This window comes from Actinoplanes sp. NPDC049599 (assembly GCF_044465625.1).
In the GTDB taxonomy this organism is placed as follows: domain Bacteria; phylum Actinomycetota; class Actinomycetes; order Mycobacteriales; family Micromonosporaceae; genus Actinoplanes.
Genome location: NZ_JBITLX010000012.1, coordinates 70,921 through 93,096 on the forward strand (window position 1 = coordinate 70,921; position 22,176 = coordinate 93,096).

General features: G+C 74.7%; 23 protein-coding genes and 1 riboswitch. Of the genes, 13 read left to right on the top strand and 10 right to left on the bottom strand.

Going from position 1 to position 22,176, the window contains the following annotated elements:
- Entirely contained in the window at positions 1–1,452 is a 1,452-nt protein-coding gene (locus tag ACIBQZ_RS21890) for a flavin-containing monooxygenase (RefSeq protein WP_396090729.1), read from the bottom strand.
- Between the two features lie 88 nt (positions 1,453–1,540).
- On the opposite strand from ACIBQZ_RS21890, the gene ACIBQZ_RS21895 reads away from it, so the two are divergent.
- A complete protein-coding gene (locus tag ACIBQZ_RS21895; RefSeq protein WP_396090581.1) occupies positions 1,541–2,560 on the top strand; it encodes an AraC family transcriptional regulator in 1,020 nt (339 codons plus the stop codon).
- Positions 2,561–2,613: 53 nt separating this feature from the next.
- Here ACIBQZ_RS21895 and ACIBQZ_RS21900 read toward each other — a convergent pair whose 3' ends face one another.
- Positions 2,614–2,925: a DUF4873 domain-containing protein gene (locus tag ACIBQZ_RS21900; protein WP_396090582.1), complete on the bottom strand. Its 312-nt coding sequence runs from the start codon at positions 2,923–2,925 to the stop codon at positions 2,614–2,616.
- On the bottom strand, positions 2,922–3,593 hold the full coding sequence (locus ACIBQZ_RS21905; RefSeq protein ID WP_396090583.1) for a TetR family transcriptional regulator: 672 nt from the start codon (positions 3,591–3,593) through the stop codon (positions 2,922–2,924). The genes ACIBQZ_RS21900 and ACIBQZ_RS21905 overlap by 4 nt, the downstream gene beginning before the upstream one ends.
- 52 nt (positions 3,594–3,645) lie before the next feature.
- On the opposite strand from ACIBQZ_RS21905, the gene ACIBQZ_RS21910 reads away from it, so the two are divergent.
- On the top strand, positions 3,646–4,530 hold the full coding sequence (locus ACIBQZ_RS21910; protein ID WP_396090584.1) for a diiron oxygenase: 885 nt from the start codon (positions 3,646–3,648) through the stop codon (positions 4,528–4,530).
- Between the two features lie 51 nt (positions 4,531–4,581).
- Entirely contained in the window at positions 4,582–5,691 is a 1,110-nt protein-coding gene (locus ACIBQZ_RS21915) for a DNA alkylation repair protein (protein WP_396090585.1), read from the top strand.
- 1 nt (position 5,692) lies between these two features.
- Here the strand turns inward: ACIBQZ_RS21915 and ACIBQZ_RS21920 are convergent, their stop codons facing one another.
- Positions 5,693–6,352, bottom strand: coding sequence for a DsbA family oxidoreductase (locus tag ACIBQZ_RS21920; protein ID WP_396090586.1), 660 nt, complete (start codon positions 6,350–6,352; stop codon positions 5,693–5,695).
- A gap of 270 nt (positions 6,353–6,622) precedes the next feature.
- Between ACIBQZ_RS21920 and ACIBQZ_RS21925 the strand changes: the two genes are divergently transcribed.
- From ACIBQZ_RS21925 to ACIBQZ_RS21940, 4 genes are all read left to right on the top strand, one after another.
- Complete coding sequence (locus ACIBQZ_RS21925) at positions 6,623–7,198, top strand: DUF6642 family protein (RefSeq protein WP_396090587.1); 576 nt, start codon at positions 6,623–6,625, stop codon at positions 7,196–7,198.
- Positions 7,199–7,218: 20 nt separating this feature from the next.
- Positions 7,219–7,641 (top strand): hypothetical protein, encoded by a 423-nt coding sequence (locus tag ACIBQZ_RS21930; RefSeq protein WP_396090588.1) that lies wholly within the window; start codon positions 7,219–7,221, stop codon positions 7,639–7,641.
- A 64-nt stretch (positions 7,642–7,705) separates the two neighbouring features.
- Positions 7,706–8,572, top strand: coding sequence for an NAD(P)-dependent oxidoreductase (locus tag ACIBQZ_RS21935; RefSeq protein WP_396090589.1), 867 nt, complete (start codon positions 7,706–7,708; stop codon positions 8,570–8,572).
- Positions 8,573–8,744: 172 nt separating this feature from the next.
- The gene (locus tag ACIBQZ_RS21940; RefSeq protein WP_396090590.1) at positions 8,745–9,827 is read left to right on the top strand and encodes a glycoside hydrolase family 26 protein; all 1,083 of its coding nucleotides are present in this window, start codon (positions 8,745–8,747) and stop codon (positions 9,825–9,827) included.
- Here ACIBQZ_RS21940 and ACIBQZ_RS21945 read toward each other — a convergent pair.
- The 4 genes from ACIBQZ_RS21945 to ACIBQZ_RS21960 form a co-directional block, all read right to left on the bottom strand.
- Positions 9,788–11,089, bottom strand: coding sequence for an acyltransferase family protein (locus ACIBQZ_RS21945; protein ID WP_396090591.1), 1,302 nt, complete (start codon positions 11,087–11,089; stop codon positions 9,788–9,790). The genes ACIBQZ_RS21940 and ACIBQZ_RS21945 overlap by 40 nt on opposite strands.
- Before the next feature lie 25 nt (positions 11,090–11,114).
- Complete coding sequence (locus ACIBQZ_RS21950; protein WP_396090592.1) at positions 11,115–12,008, bottom strand: ricin-type beta-trefoil lectin domain protein; 894 nt, start codon at positions 12,006–12,008, stop codon at positions 11,115–11,117.
- 100 nt (positions 12,009–12,108) lie between these two features.
- Positions 12,109–12,633, bottom strand: a complete 525-nt coding sequence (locus tag ACIBQZ_RS21955; protein WP_396090593.1) for a hypothetical protein — start codon at positions 12,631–12,633, stop codon at positions 12,109–12,111.
- Positions 12,630–14,267 (bottom strand): serine/threonine-protein kinase, encoded by a 1,638-nt coding sequence (locus tag ACIBQZ_RS21960; RefSeq protein WP_396090594.1) that lies wholly within the window; start codon positions 14,265–14,267, stop codon positions 12,630–12,632. Before ACIBQZ_RS21960 ends, ACIBQZ_RS21955 begins: the two co-directional genes overlap by 4 nt.
- Positions 14,268–14,401: 134 nt before the next feature.
- Between ACIBQZ_RS21960 and ACIBQZ_RS21965 the strand changes: the two genes are divergently transcribed.
- From ACIBQZ_RS21965 to ACIBQZ_RS21980, 4 genes are all read left to right on the top strand, one after another.
- The gene (locus ACIBQZ_RS21965) at positions 14,402–15,529 is read left to right on the top strand and encodes a M20 family metallopeptidase (RefSeq protein ID WP_396090595.1); all 1,128 of its coding nucleotides are present in this window, start codon (positions 14,402–14,404) and stop codon (positions 15,527–15,529) included.
- Complete coding sequence (locus tag ACIBQZ_RS21970; protein ID WP_396090596.1) at positions 15,526–16,383, top strand: GNAT family N-acetyltransferase; 858 nt, start codon at positions 15,526–15,528, stop codon at positions 16,381–16,383. Before ACIBQZ_RS21965 ends, ACIBQZ_RS21970 begins: the two co-directional genes overlap by 4 nt.
- Positions 16,380–17,486 (top strand): o-succinylbenzoate synthase, encoded by a 1,107-nt coding sequence (menC, locus tag ACIBQZ_RS21975; RefSeq protein ID WP_396090597.1) that lies wholly within the window; start codon positions 16,380–16,382, stop codon positions 17,484–17,486. Before ACIBQZ_RS21970 ends, menC begins: the two co-directional genes overlap by 4 nt.
- A 249-nt stretch (positions 17,487–17,735) precedes the next feature.
- Positions 17,736–17,915: riboswitch (cyclic di-AMP (ydaO/yuaA leader) on the top strand.
- Between the two features lie 5 nt (positions 17,916–17,920).
- Positions 17,921–18,517, top strand: a complete 597-nt coding sequence (locus ACIBQZ_RS21980; protein WP_396090598.1) for a transglycosylase family protein — start codon at positions 17,921–17,923, stop codon at positions 18,515–18,517.
- A gap of 44 nt (positions 18,518–18,561) precedes the next feature.
- On the opposite strand, the gene ACIBQZ_RS21985 is transcribed toward ACIBQZ_RS21980, so the two are convergent.
- Entirely contained in the window at positions 18,562–19,119 is a 558-nt protein-coding gene (locus ACIBQZ_RS21985; protein WP_396090599.1) for a YciI family protein, read from the bottom strand.
- A gap of 26 nt (positions 19,120–19,145) precedes the next feature.
- Entirely contained in the window at positions 19,146–20,135 is a 990-nt protein-coding gene (locus tag ACIBQZ_RS21990) for a LacI family DNA-binding transcriptional regulator (protein WP_396090600.1), read from the bottom strand.
- Positions 20,136–20,358: 223 nt separating this feature from the next.
- Between ACIBQZ_RS21990 and ACIBQZ_RS21995 the strand changes: the two genes are divergently transcribed.
- Both ACIBQZ_RS21995 and ACIBQZ_RS22000 read left to right on the top strand, forming a co-directional pair.
- On the top strand, positions 20,359–21,246 hold the full coding sequence (locus ACIBQZ_RS21995; RefSeq protein WP_396090601.1) for a carbohydrate ABC transporter permease: 888 nt from the start codon (positions 20,359–20,361) through the stop codon (positions 21,244–21,246).
- Entirely contained in the window at positions 21,246–22,169 is a 924-nt protein-coding gene (locus ACIBQZ_RS22000) for a carbohydrate ABC transporter permease (protein ID WP_396090602.1), read from the top strand. Before ACIBQZ_RS21995 ends, ACIBQZ_RS22000 begins: the two co-directional genes overlap by 1 nt.
- Positions 22,170–22,176: the final 7 nt, after the last annotated feature.

Sequence of the window (22,176 nt, forward strand, 5' to 3'; positions counted from 1 at the left end):
TCATCGGATCTCCTCGAGGACGGGTGCGGTGCGGCGGGTGAACGTCATGTCCCGGCGTACGTCGGCACGCGGGGTGGTGAGCGCGTCGAGCAGGTAGTTCTGCCGGACGGTCCACGGGTCCTTGTCGCCCTGCTGCGGGAAACGGTCCAGGGCCCGCTGCACGTAGCCGGAGGTGAGGTCGAGCAGCGGGCGCCGGTTGCCGGGCGTCTCGCGCGGCGTGGCGCTGGCGTAGCCGTGCCGGTCCAGGTGGGCCAGCAGCCGGCAGACGTAACGGTGGGACAGGTCGGCGCGCAGCGTCCACGACGCGTTGGTGTAGCCGATGCAGTAGGCGAAGTTCGGCACCCCGCTGAGCATCACGCCGCGGTAGGCGACGCTGCGGCCCGGCTCGACGGCCCGGCCGTCCACGGTGAGCGTGACCCCGCCGATCGCCAGCAGCGACAGGCCGGTCGCGGAGACGACGATGTCCGCGGGCAGCGTGCGCCCCGAGCGCAGCCGGATGCCCTCGGGCACGAACCGGTCGATGTGGTCGGTCACCACGTCGGCCCGGCCCGCCTTGATCGCCTCGAACAGGTCGCCGTCCGGGATGATGCACAGCCGCTGGTCCCACGGCTGGTAGGTGGGCGTGAAGTGCTCGTCGACGTATGCCGGGTCCGCCAGGTGCTGGACGGCGAAGCGGCGCAGCACCGCCTTGACCCGTTCCGGGCGGCGCCGGGCCAGCTGATAGAAGCCCTGCGAGAGCAGGATGTTCTTGGCCCGGGCCAGCTTGTGCGCGGCCCGGGCGGGCAGCCGCCGGCGCAGCAGGTCGGCGACCGCGTCCCGGCCGGGCAGCGGAGTGATGTACGAGGGCGAGCGCTGCAGCATGGTCACGTGCGCGGCCGTCCCGGCCATCGCGGGCACCAGGGTCACGGCGGTGGCGCCGCTGCCGATGACCACCACCCGACGGCCCGCGTGGTCCAGGCCGGCGGGCCAGGACTGCGGGTGCACCAGCCGTCCGGTGAAGTCGGCGAGCCCCGGGAAGTCCGGCTCGTGGCCCTTGGCGTAGTCGTAGTAGCCCGCGCAGGCGTACAGGAAGCCGCAGGTCAGGGTCTGCCCGCCGGCCAGCCGGACGGTCCAGCGGTCGCCGGCCCAGTCGGCCGCGACCACCCGGGCGGAGAACCGGATGTGCGGCGTGATGCCGCCGGCGTCCGCGGTGTCCTGGATGTACGCGCGGATGTCCGCGCCCGAGGCCAGCGACCGGTCGCCCTGCCAGGGCCGGAACGGGTAGCTGAGGGTGAACATGTCGGAGTCCGAGCGCACGCCGGGGTAGCGGAACAGGTCCCAGGTGCCGCCGATCGCGGCGCGCGCCTCCAGGATGGCGTAGCTGCTGCCCGGCCGGTGCTGCCGCAGCCGCCACGCCGCGCCGATCCCGGACAGGCCCGCGCCGATGATGAGCACGTCGAAGTGTTCGGCCATGCCGTCAGTCTTGGTCACCCGGGCCGCGCCGGACTTGTCCCGGCGCGACACTCATTTACCTCTGTGCGACACGCGGCTATCCTGCGGCATGGATTCGATGGTCCGGGCCGCCTCGCTGCGGGGGCTGCTGCCGCTGGTCGACACCCTCGGCGGGGACGGCGCGGCGCTGCTCGCCCGGTTCCGGGTGCCGGTCCCGGCGCTGGAGTCCGACGACGCGGTGATCCCGTCGGCGGCGGCCGCGCAGATCCTGGAGACGGCCGCGGCCGAGCTGGACTGCCCCGACCTGGGGCTGCGGCTGGCCGGGCAGCAGAACGCCACCGTGCTCGGCCCGCTGGCGCTGGCCATCGAGAACTCGCCGACGTTCGGCGACGCGCTGGAGACGGCCAACCGGTTCCTGTTCGTGCACAGCCCCGCGCTGACCGTCTCGCAGATCCCCGACCCGTCCGGCCGGCCGGGCGTGGTCGGCCTGCTGTACCGCGGCACCGAGGTGGAGCCGCTGCCGCCGCAGGTCGTCGACCTCGGGCTCGGCCTGTTCCACCGGATCATCGTGCTGCTGCACGGCGGCCCGTACGGGCTGCGCTCGGTGCACCTGCCGCACGCCGCGGTGGCCCCGGCCGCCGGCTACACCGGGTTCTTCGGCGCGGAGGTGCGCTTCGACCGGCCGGAGGCGGTGCTGCGGGTGCCCGGCGGGCTGGCCGCGATGCCGGTGCCCGGCGGCAACCAGGTGCTGCGCGACATCGCGGTGGACTACATCACCAGCCACTTCCCGGCGCCCGGCCGCAGCGTCGCCGACCGGGTGCGGCTGCTGCTGACCCAGGCGCTGGGCACCTCGCCGGTGGAGGTGGGCGCGATCGCCCGGCTGCTGCGGATGCACCCGCGGACGCTGCAGCGCCGGCTGGCGGCCGAGCAGACCACCTTCGAGGCCCTGCTGGACGAGGTGCGGCGGGCCACCGCGGCCCGGTTGATCACCCGGACCGACCTGCCGTTCGCCCAGGTCACCGCGATGGTCGGGCTGGCCGAGCAGTCGGCGCTGAGCCGCGCGGCGCGGCGCTGGTTCGGCGCCAGCCCACGCTCCCTGCGCGCGGCGGCGGACACCAGGCCCCGGTAACCGCGCGGCCCGGCCCGGCCCGGCCCGCCGGGGCGGTGGGCCGGCGTAGGGGGTCAGCTCGCCGGGGCGGGGTGCCAGGGTGGGCGGCCGGTGCCGGTGAGGCGGACGCCGCCCCAGGGGTCCGGCTCGCCCAGCCGGGCCCGGACCGCCACCGCGCCGATCCGCACGGTCGCCTCCCGCAGCCCGGCCCGCAGCTGGGCGGTCAGCACCTCGTCCGGCGCCGCCCGCCCGGCCCACCGGTACCGGCCCTCGATCGGCTCGAACCGGGCCGACAGCCGCACCGCGACCGTGACGCTGAGCTCGCCCGTCTCGATCGTCGCGGCGCCGCGGTAGTCCTCGTCGCGGTCCGCCGGGTCGCCGCTCATCGGCCGGTCACCGCCAGCCCGCCCGGGGTGTCGGCGGCGGTGCGGATGCCCGCGATCCCGCCCCAGAGGAACGTGGTCAGGTAGTCGGCCAGGGCGCTCCGGCTGATCGGCTGCCGCTGGCGCAGCCACCAGTCGCCGACCGTCTGGACGTAACCGACGATCCCGTACGCCCACGGCAGCGCGGGCCCGGCGTCCAGCCCCAGCGCCCGCAGCCGGTCGCCGAGGATCCGGGCCAGCCCGCTGGCCACGGTGTCCATCGCGTCGGCGACCACGTCGGTGTCGCGGGCGATGCCGCGCTGGTGCACCACGAAGCGGTACACGTGCGGGTCGGCCTCGATGAAGGTCAGGTAGGCGTCGATCGCCGCGGCGACCACGTCGCGTTCCTCGCGCACGGCGGCGACCGCGGGCGCGATGGCCTCGACCACCGTGGCCGCCGCCTGCCGGCCCACCGCCAGCCACAGCCCGGACTTGTCGGTGAAGTAGCGGTAGAGCACGGGCTTGCTGACCCCGGCGTGCGCGGCGACGGCGTCGATGCCGGGCTCCGGGCCGAGCTCCCGGATCGCCTCGATCACCGCCTCGACGAGCTCGGCGCGGCGCCGCTCGCGGTGGTCGGCCCAGCGGCGGCTGCGCCCGTCGGGACGGTTGACGCCCTCATCGACAGCATTCATAGTACGAGAAGTAGCTGTTACTTCCGGTAACGTCAACCCCCTGGAGGTCTCCATGGTCGTCTCCGACCGCGACCGGACCGCGACCCGGCTGCTGCGCTCGTCCGCCGAGCACTCGTACGACCCGGACGTGGAGATCGACTGGGCGGCGCCGCCGGCGGACGACCTGTTCTACACCCCGGAGCACCGGTCCAGCCTCTACGGCACGGCGCTCTGGGACGGCCTCACCCGGGCCCAGCGGATCACCCTGACCCGGCACGAGGTAGCCAGCATCGCCGGCCTCGGGGTGTGGTTCGAGACGATCCTGATGCAGCTGCTGCTGCGCGAGTACTACCGCGCCGACCCGACCACCGCCCACTCCCAGTACGCGCTCACCGAGGTCGCCGACGAGTGCCGGCACTCGGTGATGTTCGGCCGGATGATCGCCAAGCTGGGCTGCCCGGTCTACCGGGTCGGCCGGCTCGACGACGCGCTCGGCAAGTTCATCGCGGCCACCGCCACCGGGCCCCGGATGTACGCGGCCATCCTGATCGCCGAGGAGATCCTGGACGCCCTGCAGCGCGAGGCCGCCGCCGACGAGACGGTGCAGCCGCTGGTCCGGATGGTGTCCCGGATCCACGTCATCGAGGAGGCCCGGCACGTCCGGTACGCCCGCGAGGAGCTGGCCCGCCAGGTGCGCGCGGCCGGCCCTCGGCGGCTGGCCCACGACCGGCTGATCATCGCGCGGGCCGCGTACCTGACCGGCCGGCGGATCATCGCGCCGGAGGTCTACCGGTCGGTCGGCATCGCGCCGGAGGTGGGCCGGCGGGCCGCCCGGGACAACCCGCACCACCGCGAGACCATGCGCTGGGCCGGCGAGAAGATCGTCGCGTACCTGCGGGAGCTGGACCTGATCGGCGGGCCCGGCATGGCCCTGTGGCGGCGTTCCGGCCTGCTCTGACGGGTGGCACGATGGCCGGTGTCCGCAGCCGCCCACCAGGGGAGAGCCATCGTGCCGTTCGCCGACGAGCTTCTCGGTGACCATGCCGTCGAGGCCCTGCTCGCCGCCGTGGCCGCGGCCGCGCCGGGCCGGCCACTGCCGGCGCTGCGTTCCGCCGCCGGGCAGCTGGCCGACCGGTCGCTGCGGGAACGCAGCGACCTGCTGCGCGACGCGCTGCTGACCGACCTGCCCGGCGGCTACCCGGAGCTGGCCGCGACGGTCCGGGCCGCCGCGGCCGGGCCGCTGCCCTTCCAGGGGTGGCTGATCTGGCCGGTCACCGGCGCGGTCGCGGCCCGCGCGGTCGCCGACGGCGGGGGTACGGCGTTCGCCGACGCGATGGCCCTGCTGGCCGCCCTCACCGGCCGGCTGACCTCGGAGTTCTCCCTCCGGGTGCTGCTGGGCCACGACCTGGACCGGGCGCTGGAGATCGTCGCGGACTGGCCGGGCTCGCCGGACGAGCACGTGCGCCGGCTCGCCTCCGAGGGCACCCGGCTGTTCCTGCCCTGGGCGCGGCGGGTGCCGGCGCTGCTGGCCCACCCCGAGCGCACCCTGCCGATCGTCACCGCGCTCTACCGCGACGACAGCGAGTACGTCCGGCGCTCGGTCGCCAACCACCTCAACGACCTGAGCCGGGTGCGGCCCGACCTGGTGGTGGCGACCGCGGCGGCCTGGCTCGCCGCACCCGACCGGCACACGCCCCGGCTGGTCCGGCACGGGTTGCGCACGCTCATCAAGCAGGGCCACCCCGGCGCGCTGGCGCTGCTCGGCTTCGCCCCGGCCACGGTCGAGATCATCGGGCCGGTCCCCGCCCGCGCCGAGGTGCCGTACGGCGGTGAGCTGGCCTTCACGGCGACCGTGGTGAACACCGGCGACGCCGCGGCGACGCTGGCGATCGACTACGTGGTGCACCACCGCAAGGCCAACGGCACCCGGACCGGCAAGACCTTCAAGCTGACCACGGTCACCCTCGCGCCGGGGCAGCGGTTCGCCGTCGAGCGCCGGCACTCGTTCCAGGAGATCACCACGCGCCGGTACCACCCGGGCGCGCACGCCGTCGAGCTCCAGGTCAACGGCGTGCGCTCGGGGCCGGCCGAGTTCGTGCTGGGCCCGCCCGGGCAGTGACTCAGCGGGCCGGCGCCGCCTCGGAGGCGGTGCGCAGGGCCTGCAGGAACACCTCGGCCGGCTGGGCGCCGGAGACGCCGTAGGCCTGGTTCAGCACGAAGAACGGCACGCCGGTGGCCCCGTACGCGCGGGCTTGGCGGATGTCGGCCTCGACGTCGGCGGTGTGGTCGTCGCCGGCCAGCACCCGCTCGGCCGCCGCGGCCGGCACGCCGATCTCCGCGCCCAGCCGGACCAGCGTGGGGGTGTCCAGCGTCGCGCCCTCGATCAGGCAGGCCCGCATCAGCCGCTCGTGCGCCGCCGCGCCCAGGCCGTGCGTCTTGGCGAGGTGGATGAGCCGGTGCGCGTCGAAGGTGTTCATGCTCACCGCATGATCGAAGTCATAGTGCAGCCCTTCGGCCTCGGCCAGCTGCGCCACCTGCGCGGTCATGGCCTTGACCTGCTGTTTCGACCCGCCGAACTTCTTCGCCAGGGCGTCGTAGACCGGCTCGGCCGTGCCCCGGGGGATCGAGGGGTCGAGCTGGAAGCTGCGCCACACGATCTCGACGTCGCCGGCGTGCTCGAACGTGCCGAGCGCGGTCTCCAGGCGCCGCTTGCCGATGTAGCACCACGGGCACACGATGTCGGACCAGATCTCCACCAGCACGCCGGCCACCTCAGCCACACGTCCCGTCGGTGCAGGTCGCGGCGTCCCGGTCGCCCAGCACGATCAGCGGCGGCGGGATGCCCGGCGGGGGCGGCGGGGGCGGGGCGGGTGCGGTCTTCTCGTCGGTCACCGACCCATCATGCGTCGGAAATCGGAGATCGTTAAGGACGCACCTCACGGTAAGCATGCGCGGCATACGCGGCATTCGCCCGATAGGTCGGCCGGTCCCCTCGATCAGCTCCGGGTGGACTAGCGTCGACCTTTCGTGCCGAGCCGTCAGGGGGAGTCGTGGCCAAGGCCGGGGGAGTGTTCTGCGTCGAGGGTCAGTGGGAAGACGATCTCAACAGCCGGGGCTCGGTGCTGCCGACGCTGGAACTGCTCGAACGGCTCGGCAGCATCCGCTACATCCACCGCGACACGGCCACCGCCGACGAGCTGCACTACTACCTGGACACCTGGCTCTCCCGCCGGTACGCCGACTACAAGGTCGGCTTCTTCGCGCTGCACGGCCAGCCCACCCAGCTCAGCCTGACCAGCAAGCAGACCGTCGAGCTGGACGAGATCGCGGCGTGGATGTCCGGCCGGTGCGCGGGCCGGGTGCTCTACTTCGGCAGCTGCTCGGTGCTGCGGGCCTCCGACCGGGTGCTGCAGGACTTCCTGCACGAGACCAAGGCGGCGATGCTCTGCGGCTTCACCAAGTCGATCGACTGGGTGGAGTCGGCGGCCTTCGAGACGGTGGTCCTGAACACCCTGGTCAACGGCGGCAAGATCGACAGCACCGAGCGGCTGATGCGCTCGTCGCGCTGGACGGCGCTCTCGGACCACCTCGGCTTCCGGGCGGTCTACGCCAACGGCCGCGGCTGACCGGGCGGAGAGGCGGCATCGTGGCGCCGGGAAGTGTGACGCGCGAGCACCTGGCGCGGGCGGCCGGCGCCGCGCTCGACCTGTTCGCCGCCGCGGTCCGCCCCCGCGCCGAGTACTCGGTCATCCACGGCGAGCTGGGCCTGGACCACGTGCTGGTGGACCGCGACGGCCACCCCGTCCTGATCGACATCGAGGACCTGATGTACTTCGACGTCGAGTGGGAGCACGTGTTCCTGCGCATCCGGCTGCACGACGACGACCGGCGGCTGGCGGTGGCCGGGCTCGACGCGGACCGGCTCGCGCTCTACCTGCTCGCCCAGCGGCTCTCGCTCACCGCCGGCCCGCTGCGCCTGCTCGACGGCGACTACCCCCGCCGCGAGTTCATGCGGGGGATCGCCGAGCACAACCTCCGGCAGGCGCTGGCGCCGGCCGGCGCCGGCTGACCGGCAGGCCGCGATCCGCGAATTGGCCGGAGCCGCCGGGCCCGCGGCGCTCTACCGTACGGCCATGGAGCACAGCGGGAACGTGGGTTTTCTCGGCCTGGGCATCATGGGTGAGCCCATGGCCCGCAACCTCGCCGCGGCGGGCCTGCCGGTCGTCGCGTGGTCGCGTACCCCGCGGGAGGTCCCCGGGGTGTGGCTCGCGGCCCGGCCGGCGGACGTCTTCGCCGAGGCCCGGGTCGTGCTGCTCATGCTGGCCGGCGGCGACGCGATCGACGCGGTCCTGGGCCGCGGCACCGCCGGGTTCGCCGAGCTGGTGCACGGGCACACGATCGTCCACATGGGCACCACCTCGCCGGAGTACTCCACCGGCCTGCAGGCCGCCGTCCGGGCCGCCGGCGGCTCCTATGTGGAGGCGCCGGTGTCCGGGTCGCGGATCCCGGCGGAGCGCGCCGAGCTGGTCGCGATGCTGGCCGGCGACGCGCCGGCGGTGGCGCGGGTCCGCCCGCTGCTCGCCCCGATGTGCCGGGAGGTCGTGGAGTGCGGCCCGGTGCCGCAGGCGCTGCTGATGAAGCTGGCGGTGAACCTGTACCTGATCAGCATGGTCACCGGGCTGGCCGAGGCGACGCACTTCGCCCGGCGGCACGGGCTCGACCTGGACCGGCTGCGCGGCGTGCTCGACGCCGGGCCGATGGCCAGCGCGGTCTCCCGGGTGAAGGCCGACAAGCTGGTCCGCGGTGACTTCACGGCGCAGGCGTCGCTGCGGGACGTGCTGATGAACAACCAGCTGATCGCGGACGCGGCCCGGGCCGCCGGGATCGCCTCGCCGCTGCTGGACGTCTGCCACGAGCTGTACGGCGAGGCGCTGGCGCTGGGCCACGGCGCCGACGACATGGCCGCGGTGGTGCGGGCGCACGAGGCGCGGACCGGCTGAGGGCGCCGTCGGCTATGTCGGATTGCGGGCCCGCCGGCCCCGGATGACCGCGTTGCGTACCGGTGAAAGGCCTGGTCAGGCAGGTGTTGCGGGCGTTCGGCCGACGGGGGGAGGGCGGGTCGGCGGGCATCGTGGGGGCGGACCTGTCCGCGTACCGATGAGGGAGCCCGCCATGACCGCCGAGAACCCGGGCGGCCGCGGGCTGCCCCGGCGCCGGCTGCTGACGCTGGCCGCGCTCGCGCTGCCCGCCGCGTGTTCCACCGCCGCTCCGCCGGAGCCGCGGGCCACCGTGGCACCGGCCACCGCCCCGGCGTCACCCGCTGCCCCGCACACGACGCCGAGCGCCACCGCGTCCCCGTCCGCCGCACCTGGCGTGACCCCGAAGCCCTCGGCCACCCGGACGCCGGTCCGCGGGGGACCGGTGCCGTTCCGGGCCGGCCGGGCGATGTTCGGCTCCTACCTGGCGCTGCGCGGGATGTCGCTGCGGGAGGCGCTGGCGTTGCGCCGCCGGCAGCTCGGCCGGGACCAGCGCATCGTGCACGTCTTCTACCCGTGGGACGGCTACGTGCCCGCGTCCGAGCCGGCCGTGCCCGCGAGCAGCACGCTGATGGTCTCGTGGCACGGCGCGCCGTACCGGACGATCCTGGACGGCTCGGCGGACCGGGCCATCGCCCGGGTGGCCCGCCGGCTGGCCGGGATGAACCGCCCGATCCTGCTGCGCTGGGGCTGGGAGATGAACGGCGACTGGTTCGCCTGGGACGGCAGCCACAACGGCGACGACCCGGCCGGCTACGTCGAGGCCTGGCGGCGGCTGCGCCGGATCTTCCGCAAGCAGGGCGCCGACCAGGTGGCCTGGGTGTGGAGCCCGAACTGGAACTCGTCGCCGGACTCGCCCTGGAACAGCTTCCAGCGGTACTACCCCGGTGACGACCACGTCGACTGGGTGGGGGTCTCCGGCTACGACTTCTTCGCCGAGTCCCCGCGGACGTTGTTCCGCGCGGTCTGCGCCGCGTACGGCGAGCGCAAGCCGATCATCCTGAGCGAGACCGCCGCGGTCGACCACGGCGCGGGCAGCAAGGCGGCGTGGATCCGCAAGCTTGCCGGCTGGGTCGAGGACACCCCGGCCGTGGGCGCCGTGGTCTGGTTCGACACCGACGTGCAGGACGACAGCCCGCACAACTTCCGGCCGGACACCGATGCCCGGGCGCTCGCCGCCTACCGGGCGATGGCCCGCGGGTCCCGGTTCGCCGGCTGAGCCGCCACCGGACCGGCCGGCCGGGCGTCCGAGCCCCAGCGCGCGGTCATCCACCGCGCGGCCCGGCGGCCGAAGCGCTGCCCGGGCAGCTCCACGAACCGGTACGTCAGCCAGGAGATCCCGGCGACCAGGCCCAGGTACGCCGCCGCCACCGGCACCTCGGCGAGCGCGGGCAGCCGGTCGCCGAGGTCGGTCAGCACCGGCCGGAGCAGCTCGATCAGCACGTAGTGCACCAGGTAGACGGAGTAGCTGACCAGGCCGACCCAGGCCAGCGGGCGCGGCGTGCGCCACCGGCGGGTCAGCCGGAACAGCGCGAAGGCGCCGGCGAACACGACCAGCGTGAGCACCGAACGGGCCACGTACCGCGGGGTCAGCGCGTGCAGCGACGCCAGCTCGGCGCACCAGTTCACCAGCAGCGCGGTCGCCACCACCGCGGCCACCACGCCCGCCTGCCACCAGCGGATCCGGCCGTGGTCGGCGCGGTGGACCGCCGTGCCGACCAGCATGACGGCGATGATGAGCAGCCCGTCCCAGGCGTGCGCCGGGTCCTGGCCGGCGACCAGCAGCGTGGCCGCCAGCCCGCCGAGCAGCACGGCCCCCGCCACCACGGCCCGGCGCCGGCCACCGGCCACCGCACCCAGCCCGACCACCAGCGCCGCCGCCACCAGCAGGGTCAGGGTCCGCGCGGCGGCCGGCGTCCCGGCCAGCAGCAGCGGCGCCAGCGGGGCGGTGCCGACCGCCAGCCCGGCCAGTACCATCGCCAGCAGGCTGCCGGCGCCGTGCAGCCGCACCGCGAACAGCGCGCCGACCAGCAGGTAGAACGCCATCTCGAAGGTCAGCGTCCAGAGCACCGGGGTCACCAGCGGGACGCCGAGCAGCTGCGGCAGCATCGTCACGTGCGCCACGGCTGCGGTCAGCGGGTCGGCCGCGAGCGCCGGGTCCAGCGGCAGCAGCCCGCCGGCGTGCAGCGCGACCACGGCGAGGGTCACCACCACGTACAGCGGCAGCAGGCGGCACAGCCGGCTCACCCAGAACGTGCGCAGGCTGCCGTGCCGCTCCAGCGACGCCGGGATGATGTAGCCGCTGACCAGGAAGAACAGCATGACCCCGGCGGTGCCGGCGTGCAGCCGTTCGCTGCTGAACGCGCGGGCGCCGGTGAACAGCGTGCGGCTCAGGTGCGCGTAGACGACCAGCAGCACGGCCACCGCCCGCAGGCCGTCGAGCCACGCCATCCGTTCCGCGGCGTTCGACTCGGCAGGCACCCCGGAACGATAGCCGCGTCCGCGGTCACGGCAAGGTCCAGCGCTGCTCGGCGGCGCCCGTGCAGGCGGTGACGGTGACGGTGCTCAGGGCGGCGCCCGGGTCGGTGAGGCAGCGACCGGTCCCCGGGTTGACCAACGAGCCGTCCGGGCCGGCGCGCCACTGGGCCGCGGGGGTGTCGTCGCAGGGGTTGATCCGTACGGTCGCGTCCGCGCCCACCCCGGCGCACCGGTCCGCCACCCGCAGCGTGCCGTCGCTCGCCAGCGTCCACCGCTGGTAGTAGGCGACGTCGGCACAGCCGGCGGTCTGCACCGGGCTGCCGTCGAGCCCGAGCAGGCTGCCCAGGGCCAGGCAGCGGCCCCCGGCCGCGGTGATCGGGCCGGTCCGCGCCGGGTCGGGCGGCGGCGACAGGGTCGGCGCGGGCGCGCCGGAGGCCGGCGGCGGAGTCCCGTTCTGCCCGGGGGCGCCGGGCGCCGTACCCGTGGGGGTCGCCGTCCGGGCGGCGGTCGCCGCCCGGCCGGGGCTGCTCGGGGCCAGGCTGCGGGCGCCGCCGCTGGCGGCCGGCGCCTGGCCCGGTCCGCCGGTCAGCGCGGTCGCGGTCGGTGCCGGCCGGTCCGCGGCGGGCGGGTCGTCGGGCCCGGCCAGCAGCAGGACGGCGCTGCCGAGCAGCGCGAGCACCCCGATCCCGGCCAGCACCAGCAGCTGCTGGCGGCGCAGCGCGGTCGTCTTGGCCACCGGGTCCGGGGCGGCGGCGGGTGCCGCGACGGCGGCCATCTCCGCGGTGCCGTCCTCCGGCAGGTCGGCGCCGGCGGGCCAGGTCTGCGCCGCCCGGTCGTCGGGCCCCGCGGCGCCGCCACCCGGCTGGGTGGTGATGTACGGACGGACCAGCACCGGGTCGTCGCGCTCGGAATCGTCAGCCATCTTGTCGTCCTCCGGTGGGGGATACGTCAAGATACGCGAGGTAGGGACGAAGAGATCACCCGATGTCCGCACTTTGCCCGAGTTCGCCGGAACCGGCTGGTCAGGGCACGTAGACCTCGGCGATCCGGGTGGCCGTACCGTCCTTGGTGGTCAGCCGGACCAGCAGGCCGCCCTCGTCGGCGGACACCCGGCCGGCCAGCGCGCTCGCGGGCCACCGGCAGGTGCCGGCCCCGGTCCGGTCGTCGAGGCACTCCGGGGAGCCGTCGCGGATGCTCAGCAGCTCCGCGTCGGCGCTGACCGGCAGCGTCACCTTGACCCGGCTGTCCTCGGTGGCCCAGGCCCGGTCGCAGCGCGGATCGGTGCCGGGCAGGTGGAACGCCGCGCAGAAGTCGGGACCCTGGAGGAACACCGTGGGCTCGACGACCACCGCGCGAGCCCGCGGGTCGAAGCGGTGCAGCTTGACCACGGACTCCGTGTCGCCCCGGTGCACCTCGGCGAACGTGGGGGTGGGCGCGGCCGGGGCCGGTGCGGAGGCCGCAGGCGGGACCCGGGCCGGTTCCGGGCTGCACCCGGCGGCGCCGAGCAGCAGGACGGCGGCGGCGAGCGCGGCGGGCAGGCGGTTCACAGCGACCGGAATTCCGCGTCGGCGAACGAGGCCTGCGCCGCGCCCTCGGCCGTCTCGCTGCGCACGCCCAGCCGCACCTGCCCGGCGACCAGCCCCGGATCGGTGATCGGGGTCTGGAAGGTCGGCGTGTCCCCGATGGTCACGGTGGCGAGCGTGCCGCGCAGGTCGATCCGCAGCCGCTCGCGGTGCCCGAGCCGGAACGCCCGCGACGCCACCTTGGTCAGCGTGGTGTCGTTGCCGCCGTCGGCCAGGTCGAGCCGTACGACGTCGGGGCAGGCCGCCAGCCGGTAGCCGCTGCGATCGACGGCGCGGAACCAGACCAGCGCGCAGCTGCCCGGGTTGCGGACCGTCACGGCCACCTCGATGGACTGGTCGCCGGCGAAGCTGTCCGTCGGCCCCGGGCAGCCGGCCTCGGCGGCGTCGCCGGTGGTGATGACGAGCTCGCCGTCGAAGACGCAGGTCCCCTCGGTGCCCGAGGTGCGTGCGGTCCACTGGGCCGGCCGGTCCAGCCGGTCCACGATGCCCGGTCCGCGCACCGCCCGCGGCGCCGGCGCGGCGACCGCGATCGGGCCGGCGGCCGGGTCGCCGCCGGTGTCCACGTCGGACAAGCCGTAGAACGCGGCCGTTCCGCCGAGGGTGAGCACGGCCAGGCCGGCGGCCACGGCCGGGACGAGCCGGCGGCGGCGCGGCGGACCGGCGTGGTCGGTCAGCGTCCGGCCGCGGCGCCGCCGGCCGCCGGTGGAGTGCCGGCCGGAGTGCTGGGCGGCCTCGGCGGCGTGCCGCAGCGCCGCGTCGGCCGGCGTCAGCGGCTCCTGCGGGCCGGCGCTGAGCAGCAGGTCCAGCAGCTCGTGCGCGGTGGGCCGGTCGGCCGGCTCCTTGGCCAGGGTCAGCGCGACCAGGTCGCGCAGCGGGGCGGGCAGGCCGGAGATCTCCGGCGGCTGGGTGAGGATGCGGGCCGCGGTCGCGGCGGGGGAGTCGGCGGCGAACGGGGTCCGGCCGGTGCCCGCGTACGCGACCACGGCGCCCCAGGCGAACACGTCGGCGGCGGCCGTCACGCCCCGGTTGTCCGCGTCGAACCGCTCCGGCGCCATGTACGCCACCGTCCCGACCATCTGATCGGTGCGGGTGTGCTGGCTGGTCGCCTCGAACGCCCGCGCGATGCCGAAGTCGATGACCTTGGGGGTGCCCAGCGAGAAGAGCACGTTGCGGGGCTTGAGGTCGCGGTGGATGACCCCGGCACCGTGGATCGCGGCCAGCGCGGTGGCCACCCCGATCGCCACGCTGTGCAGGTTGCCGGCGGTGAGCGGGCCCTGCTCCTGCACCACCTCGGCCAGGCTCGGCCCGTCCACGTACTCGACCACCAGGTACGGGCTGGCGTGCCCGGGGTCGGCGTCGAGCACCTCGGCGGTGCAGAACGGCGGCACCTGCCGGGCCCGGTTGACCTCGCTGCGGAAGCGCGCCCGGAACTCGTCCTCGTCGGCGAACTCGGGCCGGATCACCTTCACGGCCACCAGCCGGTCGTCGCGTTCCGAGGTGGCCAGGAAGACCGTGCCCATGCCGCCCGCGCCGAGCCGCGACAGCATCCGGTATCCGCCGAGTCGCCGTGGGTCACCGGGCCGCAGGGCGCTGGTCACCGGACTGTCCGTCCTGCGTCGACGACCGGGCACATGGGCAGGAACCCTACCGCCTGCCCGGCCCGCCGCCGTCCCCCGGGGAACCCCGCCGGGGCCTAGGCTGGCAGCAACGGCACGGGCGGAGGTGGGCCGGCATGGATCTGGTGACCCGGATGGCGCGGCGGCTGCCCGGCCTGCTCGCCGACATCGAGGAGCTGGTCACCTGCGAGTCGCCCGCGGGCGACAAGGACGCGCTGGCCCGCAGCACCGATCTGGTCGCCGACCTCGGCAAGCGCCACCTCGGTGCGGCGCCCGAGCGGGTCCGCGCCGGCGACCGCGTCCACCTGCGCTGGCGGCTGGGCGCCGGCCCGGCCCGGGTGCTGCTGCTCGGCCACCACGACACCGTCTGGCCGCTCGGCTCGCTGGCCACCCACCCGTACGCGGTGCGTGACGGCGTGCTGCGCGGTCCCGGCTGCGTGGACATGAAGGCCGGCCTGGTGCTGGCCCTGCACGCGCTCGCCGAGCTGGACGTGCCCGCCGGGGTGACGCTGCTGGTCACCAGCGACGAGGAGCTCGGTTCGCCGACCTCGCGCGGGCTGGTCGAGCAGACCGCCGCCGGTTGCGCGGCGGCGCTGGTGCTGGAGGCGGCGGCGACCGGCGGCGCGCTCAAGACCGAGCGCAAGGGGGTCTCGCGCTACCGGCTCCGGGTGCACGGGCTCGCCGCGCACGCGGGCCTGGAACCGGAACGCGGCGTCAACGCCACCGTCGAGCTGGCCCATCAGGTCCTGGCCCTCACCGCGCTGACCGACCCCGGCCGCGGCACCACGGTGACCCCGACCATGGCGGCGGCCGGCAGCTCGGCGAACACGGTGCCGGCCGGCGCCGAGGTGGAGGTGGACGTCCGGGTCCGCGACGCGGCCGAGCAGGCCCGGGTCGACGCGGCGCTGCGGTCCCTGCGGCCGGTGCTGCCCGGCGCGCGGCTGGAGCTGACCGGCGGCCCCAACCGGCCGCCGATGGCGGCGCCGGCCTCCGCCGCGCTGCTGCGGCGGGCCGTGCGGGTCGCCGCCGGGCTGGGCCTGCCGGTCCCGGCCGGCGCGGCGGTCGGCGGCGGCTCGGACGGCAACTTCACCGCCGGCGTCGGTACGCCCACGCTGGACGGTCTCGGCGCGGTCGGCGGCGGCGCGCACGCCGACGACGAACACGTGCTGGTCGACGCGCTGCCGGGCCGGGCCGCGCTGATCGCCGGCCTGATCGCCGACCTGCTGGCGGAGGACGGGCCGTGAGCCGGGTGATCGCCGCGGCGCTGGAGGCGGCCGGGTCGGCGGCGCGGGCCGCGCGCGTGCTGGTGCGCCCGGTGAGCAGCCTGGCCGAACTGGCCACCCTGGACCGGATGCTGGCCGGCATCTGGCAGGAGGACGCCACCGGCCGGCTGCTCACCACCGAGCTGCTGCGGGCGCTGGCGAAGTCCGGCAACTACGTGGCCGGCGCCTTCGACGGCGGCACCCTGGTCGGCGCCGCGGTGGCGTTCTTCGCCGCGCCGGGCGAACGGGAGCTGCACAGCCACATCGCCGGGGTGACCGCGGGCGCGGCCGGGCGCAGCGTCGGCTTCGCGCTCAAGCAGCACCAGCGGGCCTGGGCGCTGCAGCGCGGCATCACCACGGTCAGCTGGACCTTCGACCCGCTGGTCGCCCGCAACGCCTACTTCAACCTGACCAAGCTGGGCGCGCTGCCGACCGAGTACCTGCCGAACTTCTACGGCCCGATGCACGACCGGATCAACGGCGACGACGACAGCGACCGGCTGCTGGTGCGCTGGGACCTCGCCGCGCCCGCGGTGGTCGCGGCCGGCGCCGGCCGGGCGCGGCGCTGCGTCCGCCCGCCGACCGCGGCGTTGGCCCTGCGCCGGTCGCCGGCCGGCGGCCCGGTGCCCGGTCCGCACCGCGGGCAGACCGTGGCGGTGGCGGTCCCGGAGGACATCGAGGCGCTGCGCCGGGGCGCGCCCGGCGCCGCCAAGGACTGGCGGGTCGCCGTCCGCGACACGCTCAGCGTGCTGCTCGCCGACGGGCTGCGGTTCGCCGGCTTCGACCGGGACGGCTGGTACGTCCTCACCCGCGGCACGGAGGAGTACGGCCGATGAAACTCCAGGGTATCGAGCTGCGCCGGGTCGCCATGCCGCTGGTGGCGCCGTTCCGCACGTCGTTCGGCACCGAGACCAGCCGGGACGTGCTGCTGGTGCGCGCGGTCACCGAGGCCGCCGAGGGCTGGGGCGAGTGCGTGGCGATGGCCGACCCCCGGTACTCCAGCGAGTACACCGAGGCCGCCGCCGACGTGCTGCGCCGGCACCTGATCCCCCGGCTCGCCGCGGTGCCGCGGCTCGACGCGTACGCGGTCGGGCCGGCGCTGGCGGCGTTCAAGGGGCACCGGATGGCCAAGGCCGCGCTGGAGACCGCGGTGCTCGACGCGGAGCTGCGGGCCCAGGACCGCCCGCTCGCCCGGGAGCTGGGCGCCGTGCACGAGCGGGTGCCGTGCGGCGTCTCGGTGGGCATCATGTCCTCGCTCGGCGAGCTGCTGGACGCGGTGGGCGGCTACCTGGCGGCGGGCTACCTGCGGATCAAGCTGAAGATCGAGCCGGGCTGGGACGTCGCGCCGGTGCGCGCGGTCCGCGAGCGCTTCGGCGACGGGGTGCTGCTCCAGGTGGACGCGAACACGGCGTACACGCTCGCGGACGCCCGGCACCTGGCCCGGCTGGACCCGTTCGGGCTGCTGCTGATCGAGCAGCCGCTGGACGAGGAGGACCTGCTGGGGCACGCCGAGCTGGCCCGGCTGATCACCACCCCGGTGTGCCTGGACGAGTCGATCACCTCGGCCCGCAGCGCGGCCGCCGCGATCACGCTGGGCGCCGCGGCGATCGTCAACGTCAAGCCGGGCCGGGTCGGCGGCTACCTGGAGGCCCGCCGGATCCACGACGTGTGCGCCGCGCACGGCGTGCCGGTGTGGTGCGGCGGCATGCTGGAGACCGGCCTGGGCCGGGCCGCGAACGTGGCGCTGGCCGCGCTGCCCGGCTTCACGCTGCCCGGCGACACGTCGGCGTCGGAACGCTACTACCGCACCGACCTGACCGAGCCGTTCGTGCTCGAGGACGGTCATCTGGCGGTGCCGACCGGGCCGGGGCTCGGCGTCGAGCCGCTGCCGGAGGTGCTGCGCGCGGTCACCACCGCGACGGAGTGGATCCCGCTCTGAACCGCTGCGCCGCAGGTCGGGCGGGGGCGTTAGCACGATCGGCCGGGCGGTCGCGGGCGCGGGGACCAAAAGCCGCATAACTAAAAATAACGGGCGGCGGTCCGGTAGGTTTTATCCGGATTCACCGCCATCTTTCGACAAGATCGAATCGGTCGGAAGCTGAGAACAACCTCACGTTCACGCTTGTCGGCTTGGCCGCCCGGCGGGGTGCGTGGTTATCGTCGGCCGGTCCGCTGACGCGGGCCCCGCGGTCGGTAAACGCCGAGTCCTGCCGCCGACCGGGCTGGGACATCAACCTCAGGCATGGAGCGGGGGACCCACAGGTTCCTCGGCGCGCGAGAGCGCGCCTCGGGGTGAAGCCGCGGAGACCGAGCGGCCGGGCCACCTCAGCCCGAACCCGACAGCTGACCTCGCAGGCGTGGAGGCACACCCATATGGCACAGATCCACAAGCAGTCCCTGCGCGCCCTCGGCCTGGCCGTGGCGGGTGCGGCGGGCACCCTCGCCCTGCTCGCCCCGGGCACCGCCGCCCAGGCCCGGGCCGGCGTGAACTGGGACGCGATCGCGCAGTGCGAGTCCGGTGGCAACTGGAGCATCAACACCGGCAACGGCTACTACGGCGGCCTGCAGTTCAGCCGCGGCACCTGGAAGGCGTACGGCGGCGGCAAGTACGCGAGCACGGCCAACAGGGCCAGCCGCGCCGAGCAGATCCGGATCGCCGAGAAGGTGCTCAAGGGCCAGGGCATCGGCGCGTGGCCGACCTGCGGCAAGAAGGCCGGCTCGAGCAAGGCGTACAAGGCGAAGAACGCCGGCGGCGCCACCTCGCGGTCCACCGCGCACAAGAAGGCCACCAAGGCGACCTCCGCCAGGGCCACCGGCAAGAAGTACACGGTCAAGTCCGGCGACACCCTCGCCAGGATCGCGGCCGCCCACCACGTCAAGGGCGGCTGGCGCGCGCTGTTCCAGCTCAACCGCGCCGCGCTCGGCGGCAACCCGCACCTGATCCTCCCGGGTCAGCGGCTGTCGCTCTGAGGACCGGCCCGGCTGCCTTGCCCCCGTGGGGCAGCCGGGCCCCTTCAGGACGGCCGCCCGCCGGCCGCCCAGCTGTGCACCTCGACCGCGGCGTAGCGGTCCGCGGTCAGCAGCGCGCCCGCCTCGCCCGGCCCGGCCGCCCGCACCAGCGCCGCCGTGCCCAGCCAGGCGTCGCCGTCATCGCAGAGCAGCGGCCCGTACGCGATGAGCCCGTCCCGCCCGGCCGGCAGCGCGAGGTCGGCCGGCTCCCCTGCGCCCAGCCCCAGCACCAGGTAGCGGTTGCCGCCCGTGCGCCCGCCGGGGAAGTCCCACATCGTGCGCCCGAGCGTGTTGCGCCACCGGCGCAGCAGCACGTCGCGGTAGACGCCGGCCTGGAAGTTGGGCTCGTCGAAGGCGAACGCCCGGGCGGCGGCCGGATCGGGCAGGTCGACGATGTGCACACTGCCGGTGGGCGGCTCGTGGTCCCCGTCGCCGGCGAAGGTCGGGCCGCGGGCGATCAGCTCCGCCGCGTACCGGTCCATATAGGACCAGTGGTCCTCCAGCAGCACGTCGCGCAGGGCGGCGGCACCCGGCCGGTCGCGGTGGTAACAGAAGAACTCCATGCCGCCAGTCTTCGGGGCCGGGCCCGCTACCGGCCGCGCGGGGGAGCCGTGCTGGCGCGCACCACCAGCCGGGTCGGCACGAGCACCGTGCCGGGGCCTTCCGGCTCGTTGCGGATCTGCCGCAGCAGGCCCTGCACGCAGCGCCGGCCGACCTCGGCGAAGTCCTGGTGCACGGTGGTCAGCGGCGGGATGAAGGAGCCGGAGTCCGGGATGTCGTCGAAGCCGACGATGCTCACCTCCCGCGGCACCGGGCGGCCCCGCTCGTGGAACGCGCGCAGCAGGCCCAGCGCCATCTGGTCGTTGGCGGCGAACACGGCCGTGCACGCCGGCTCCGCGGCCAGGGCCAGACCGGCGCGGTAGCCGGACTCGGCCGACCAGTCGCCGCGCTGCACCGGCGGCACCGCCCGGCCCGCCTCCAGCAGGGTCCGCCGCCATGCCTGGGTGCGCCGCTCGCTCGCGAACGACTCGGCCGGCCCGGTGACGTGCCAGACCGTCTCGTGGCCCAGCTCGAGCAGGTGCCGGACGGCCTGGCGGGCGCCGTCGGCCTGGTCGGTGTCCACCACCGGGTAGCGGTCGCCGGCGTCGGAGTCCACGACCACCACCTGCACGCCGGGCGGCAGGTTCAGGTTCGCCGCGTCCAGCAGGTGCACCTCCATGATCACGATGATCCCGTCGACGGCCAGCTCGCCGAGGCGGCTGAACGCGCCGAGCACCCCGTCCTGGGTCGGCGCCGCCACCGGGATGAGCGTGATCGCGTACCCCTCGGTCGCGGCGTAGCCCGCGATCGCCTCGACCGTGCGGCTGTTGCCGGTGGTCGCCAGGGTGAACAGGATGACGCCGAGGGTGCGGAACTCGCCCCGCTTGAGCGCCCGCGCGGCGCTGTTGGGCCGGTAGCCGAGCTGCTGCATGGCGGCCAGCACCTGCTGCCGGGTCGACTCGACCACGCTGGGATGCCCGGTCGAGACCCGGGAAACCGTCTGCGACGACACCCCGGCGAGCCGGGCGACGTCCGCCATCGACACTCCCCGTCCCGGGCGGCGGGTACGGCCAGCGGTCATCGTTGGCAACTCCTTCTTGACGAGCCGGAAACGTGGTGAAACTATCACCCCGATGTTTACGTAAACATTTCCGTGCGTCGACATTCCCGGTAGTGCAGGTGGACGGGGCCCCGGCGGCCATGTTCACGCAAACATCTCCGGGCCTCGGGACGCCGGCGACCGGCGGGAAGGACGGGACCGCATGACCGACACCCTCGTGGTGACCAAGCGACGGCGGTCCTGGGCGGGCTGGAAGTTCGTCGGCCCGTTCCTGGCCGTGTTCGCCCTGGTCTTCCTGGCCCCGATCGGCTACTCGATCTACCTGAGCCTGTACCGCAACCGGCTCATCGGCGGGAACTCCTTCGTCGGGCTGGACAACTACACCCAGGCCCTGCGGGACGAGCAGTTCTGGGCCGGGTTCGGCCGGGTCGCGCTGTTCCTGGTGGTCCAGGTGCCGATCATGCTGGTGCTCGCGCTGCTGGTGGCGCTCGCCATCGACAGCGGCCGGCTCTACGGCAAGGCGTTCTTCCGGGTCACGATCTTCCTGCCGTACGCGGTGCCGGCGGTGGTGGCCACGCTGATGTGGGGCTTCATGTACGGCACCCAGTTCGGCCTGGTCGGCAACATCAACGAGGCGCTGGGCGTCACGCTGCCCGACCCGCTCGGCGGCAGCCTCGCGCTCGCCTCCATCGGCAACATCGTGACCTGGGAGTTCGTCGGCTACAACATGCTGATCTTCTACTCCGCGCTGCGCGTGGTGCCGGGCTCGCTCTACGAGTCCGCCGAGATCGACGGCGCCGGGGCGTTCCGGATCATCACGGCGATCAAGCTGCCGGCCATCCGCGGCGCCCTGGTGATCGCCACCATCTTCTCGGTGATCGGCAGCTTCCAGCTCTTCAACGAGCCGGCCATCCTGCGCCCGCTGGCCAAGAACGTGCTGACCACCGGCTACACCCCGAACATGTACGCCTACCAGCTGTCCTTCTCGGGTCAGCAGTACAACTACGCCGCCACCGTGGCGATCATCATGGGCCTCATCACGATGGTCATCGCCTACGTCGTGCAGCTGCGCGGCACGAGGGAGAACTGATGACCACCGCAGTGCAGCCCTCGGCCGCCGCACCCGCCGCCACCGCCCCGCGTGCCAGGATCCGGCGGCACAGCCGCACCCCGCGGCGCAGCATCGTGCTGACGCTGCTCACCGGCCTGGTCGCGATCTACAGCCTGATCCCGCTGGCCTGGCTGGTGATCAACGCGACCAAGACCCAGGAGGGCCTGCTCTCTTCGTTCGGCCTGTGGTTCGACAACGGGGACTTCGCCCTCTGGTCGAACCTGCGCCAGACGTTCACCTACGACGACGGCGTCTTCGTCCGCTGGCTGGGCAACACCGTGCTGTACGTGGTGGTCGGCGCCGGCGGCGCGACGCTGCTGTCCACCCTGGCCGGATACGGGCTGGCGAAGTTCGACTTCCCGGGCCGGCGTGCGGTCTTCGCCGTCGTGATCGGCGCGGTCGCCGTGCCGGGCACCGCGCTGGCCGTGCCGACCTTCCTGATGTTCAGCAAGATGGGCCTGACCAACACCCCGTGGTCGGTGATCATCCCGTCGCTGATCTCGCCGTTCGGGCTCTACCTGATGTGGACCTTCTCGGGGCAGGCCATCCCGGACGAGATGCTCGAGGCCGCCCGGGTGGACGGCGCGGGGGAGTTCCGCACCTTCTTCCGCATCTCCGTGCCGCTGCTGGGGCCCGGCATCGTCACGGCACTGCTCTTCAACATGGTCGTCACCTGGAACAACTACTTCCTGCCGCTGATCATGCTGAAGGACCCGGACTGGTACCCGCTGACCATCGGCCTGAACGCGTGGAACGCCCAGGCCCAGACGGCGGGCAGCGAGGCCGTGTTCAACCTCGTCATCACCGGATCGCTCCTGACGATCCTGCCGCTGCTCGCGGCGTTCCTCCTGCTGCAGCGCTACTGGCAGTCGGGCCTGGCGGCCGGCAGCGTCAAAGAATGAACCCCCC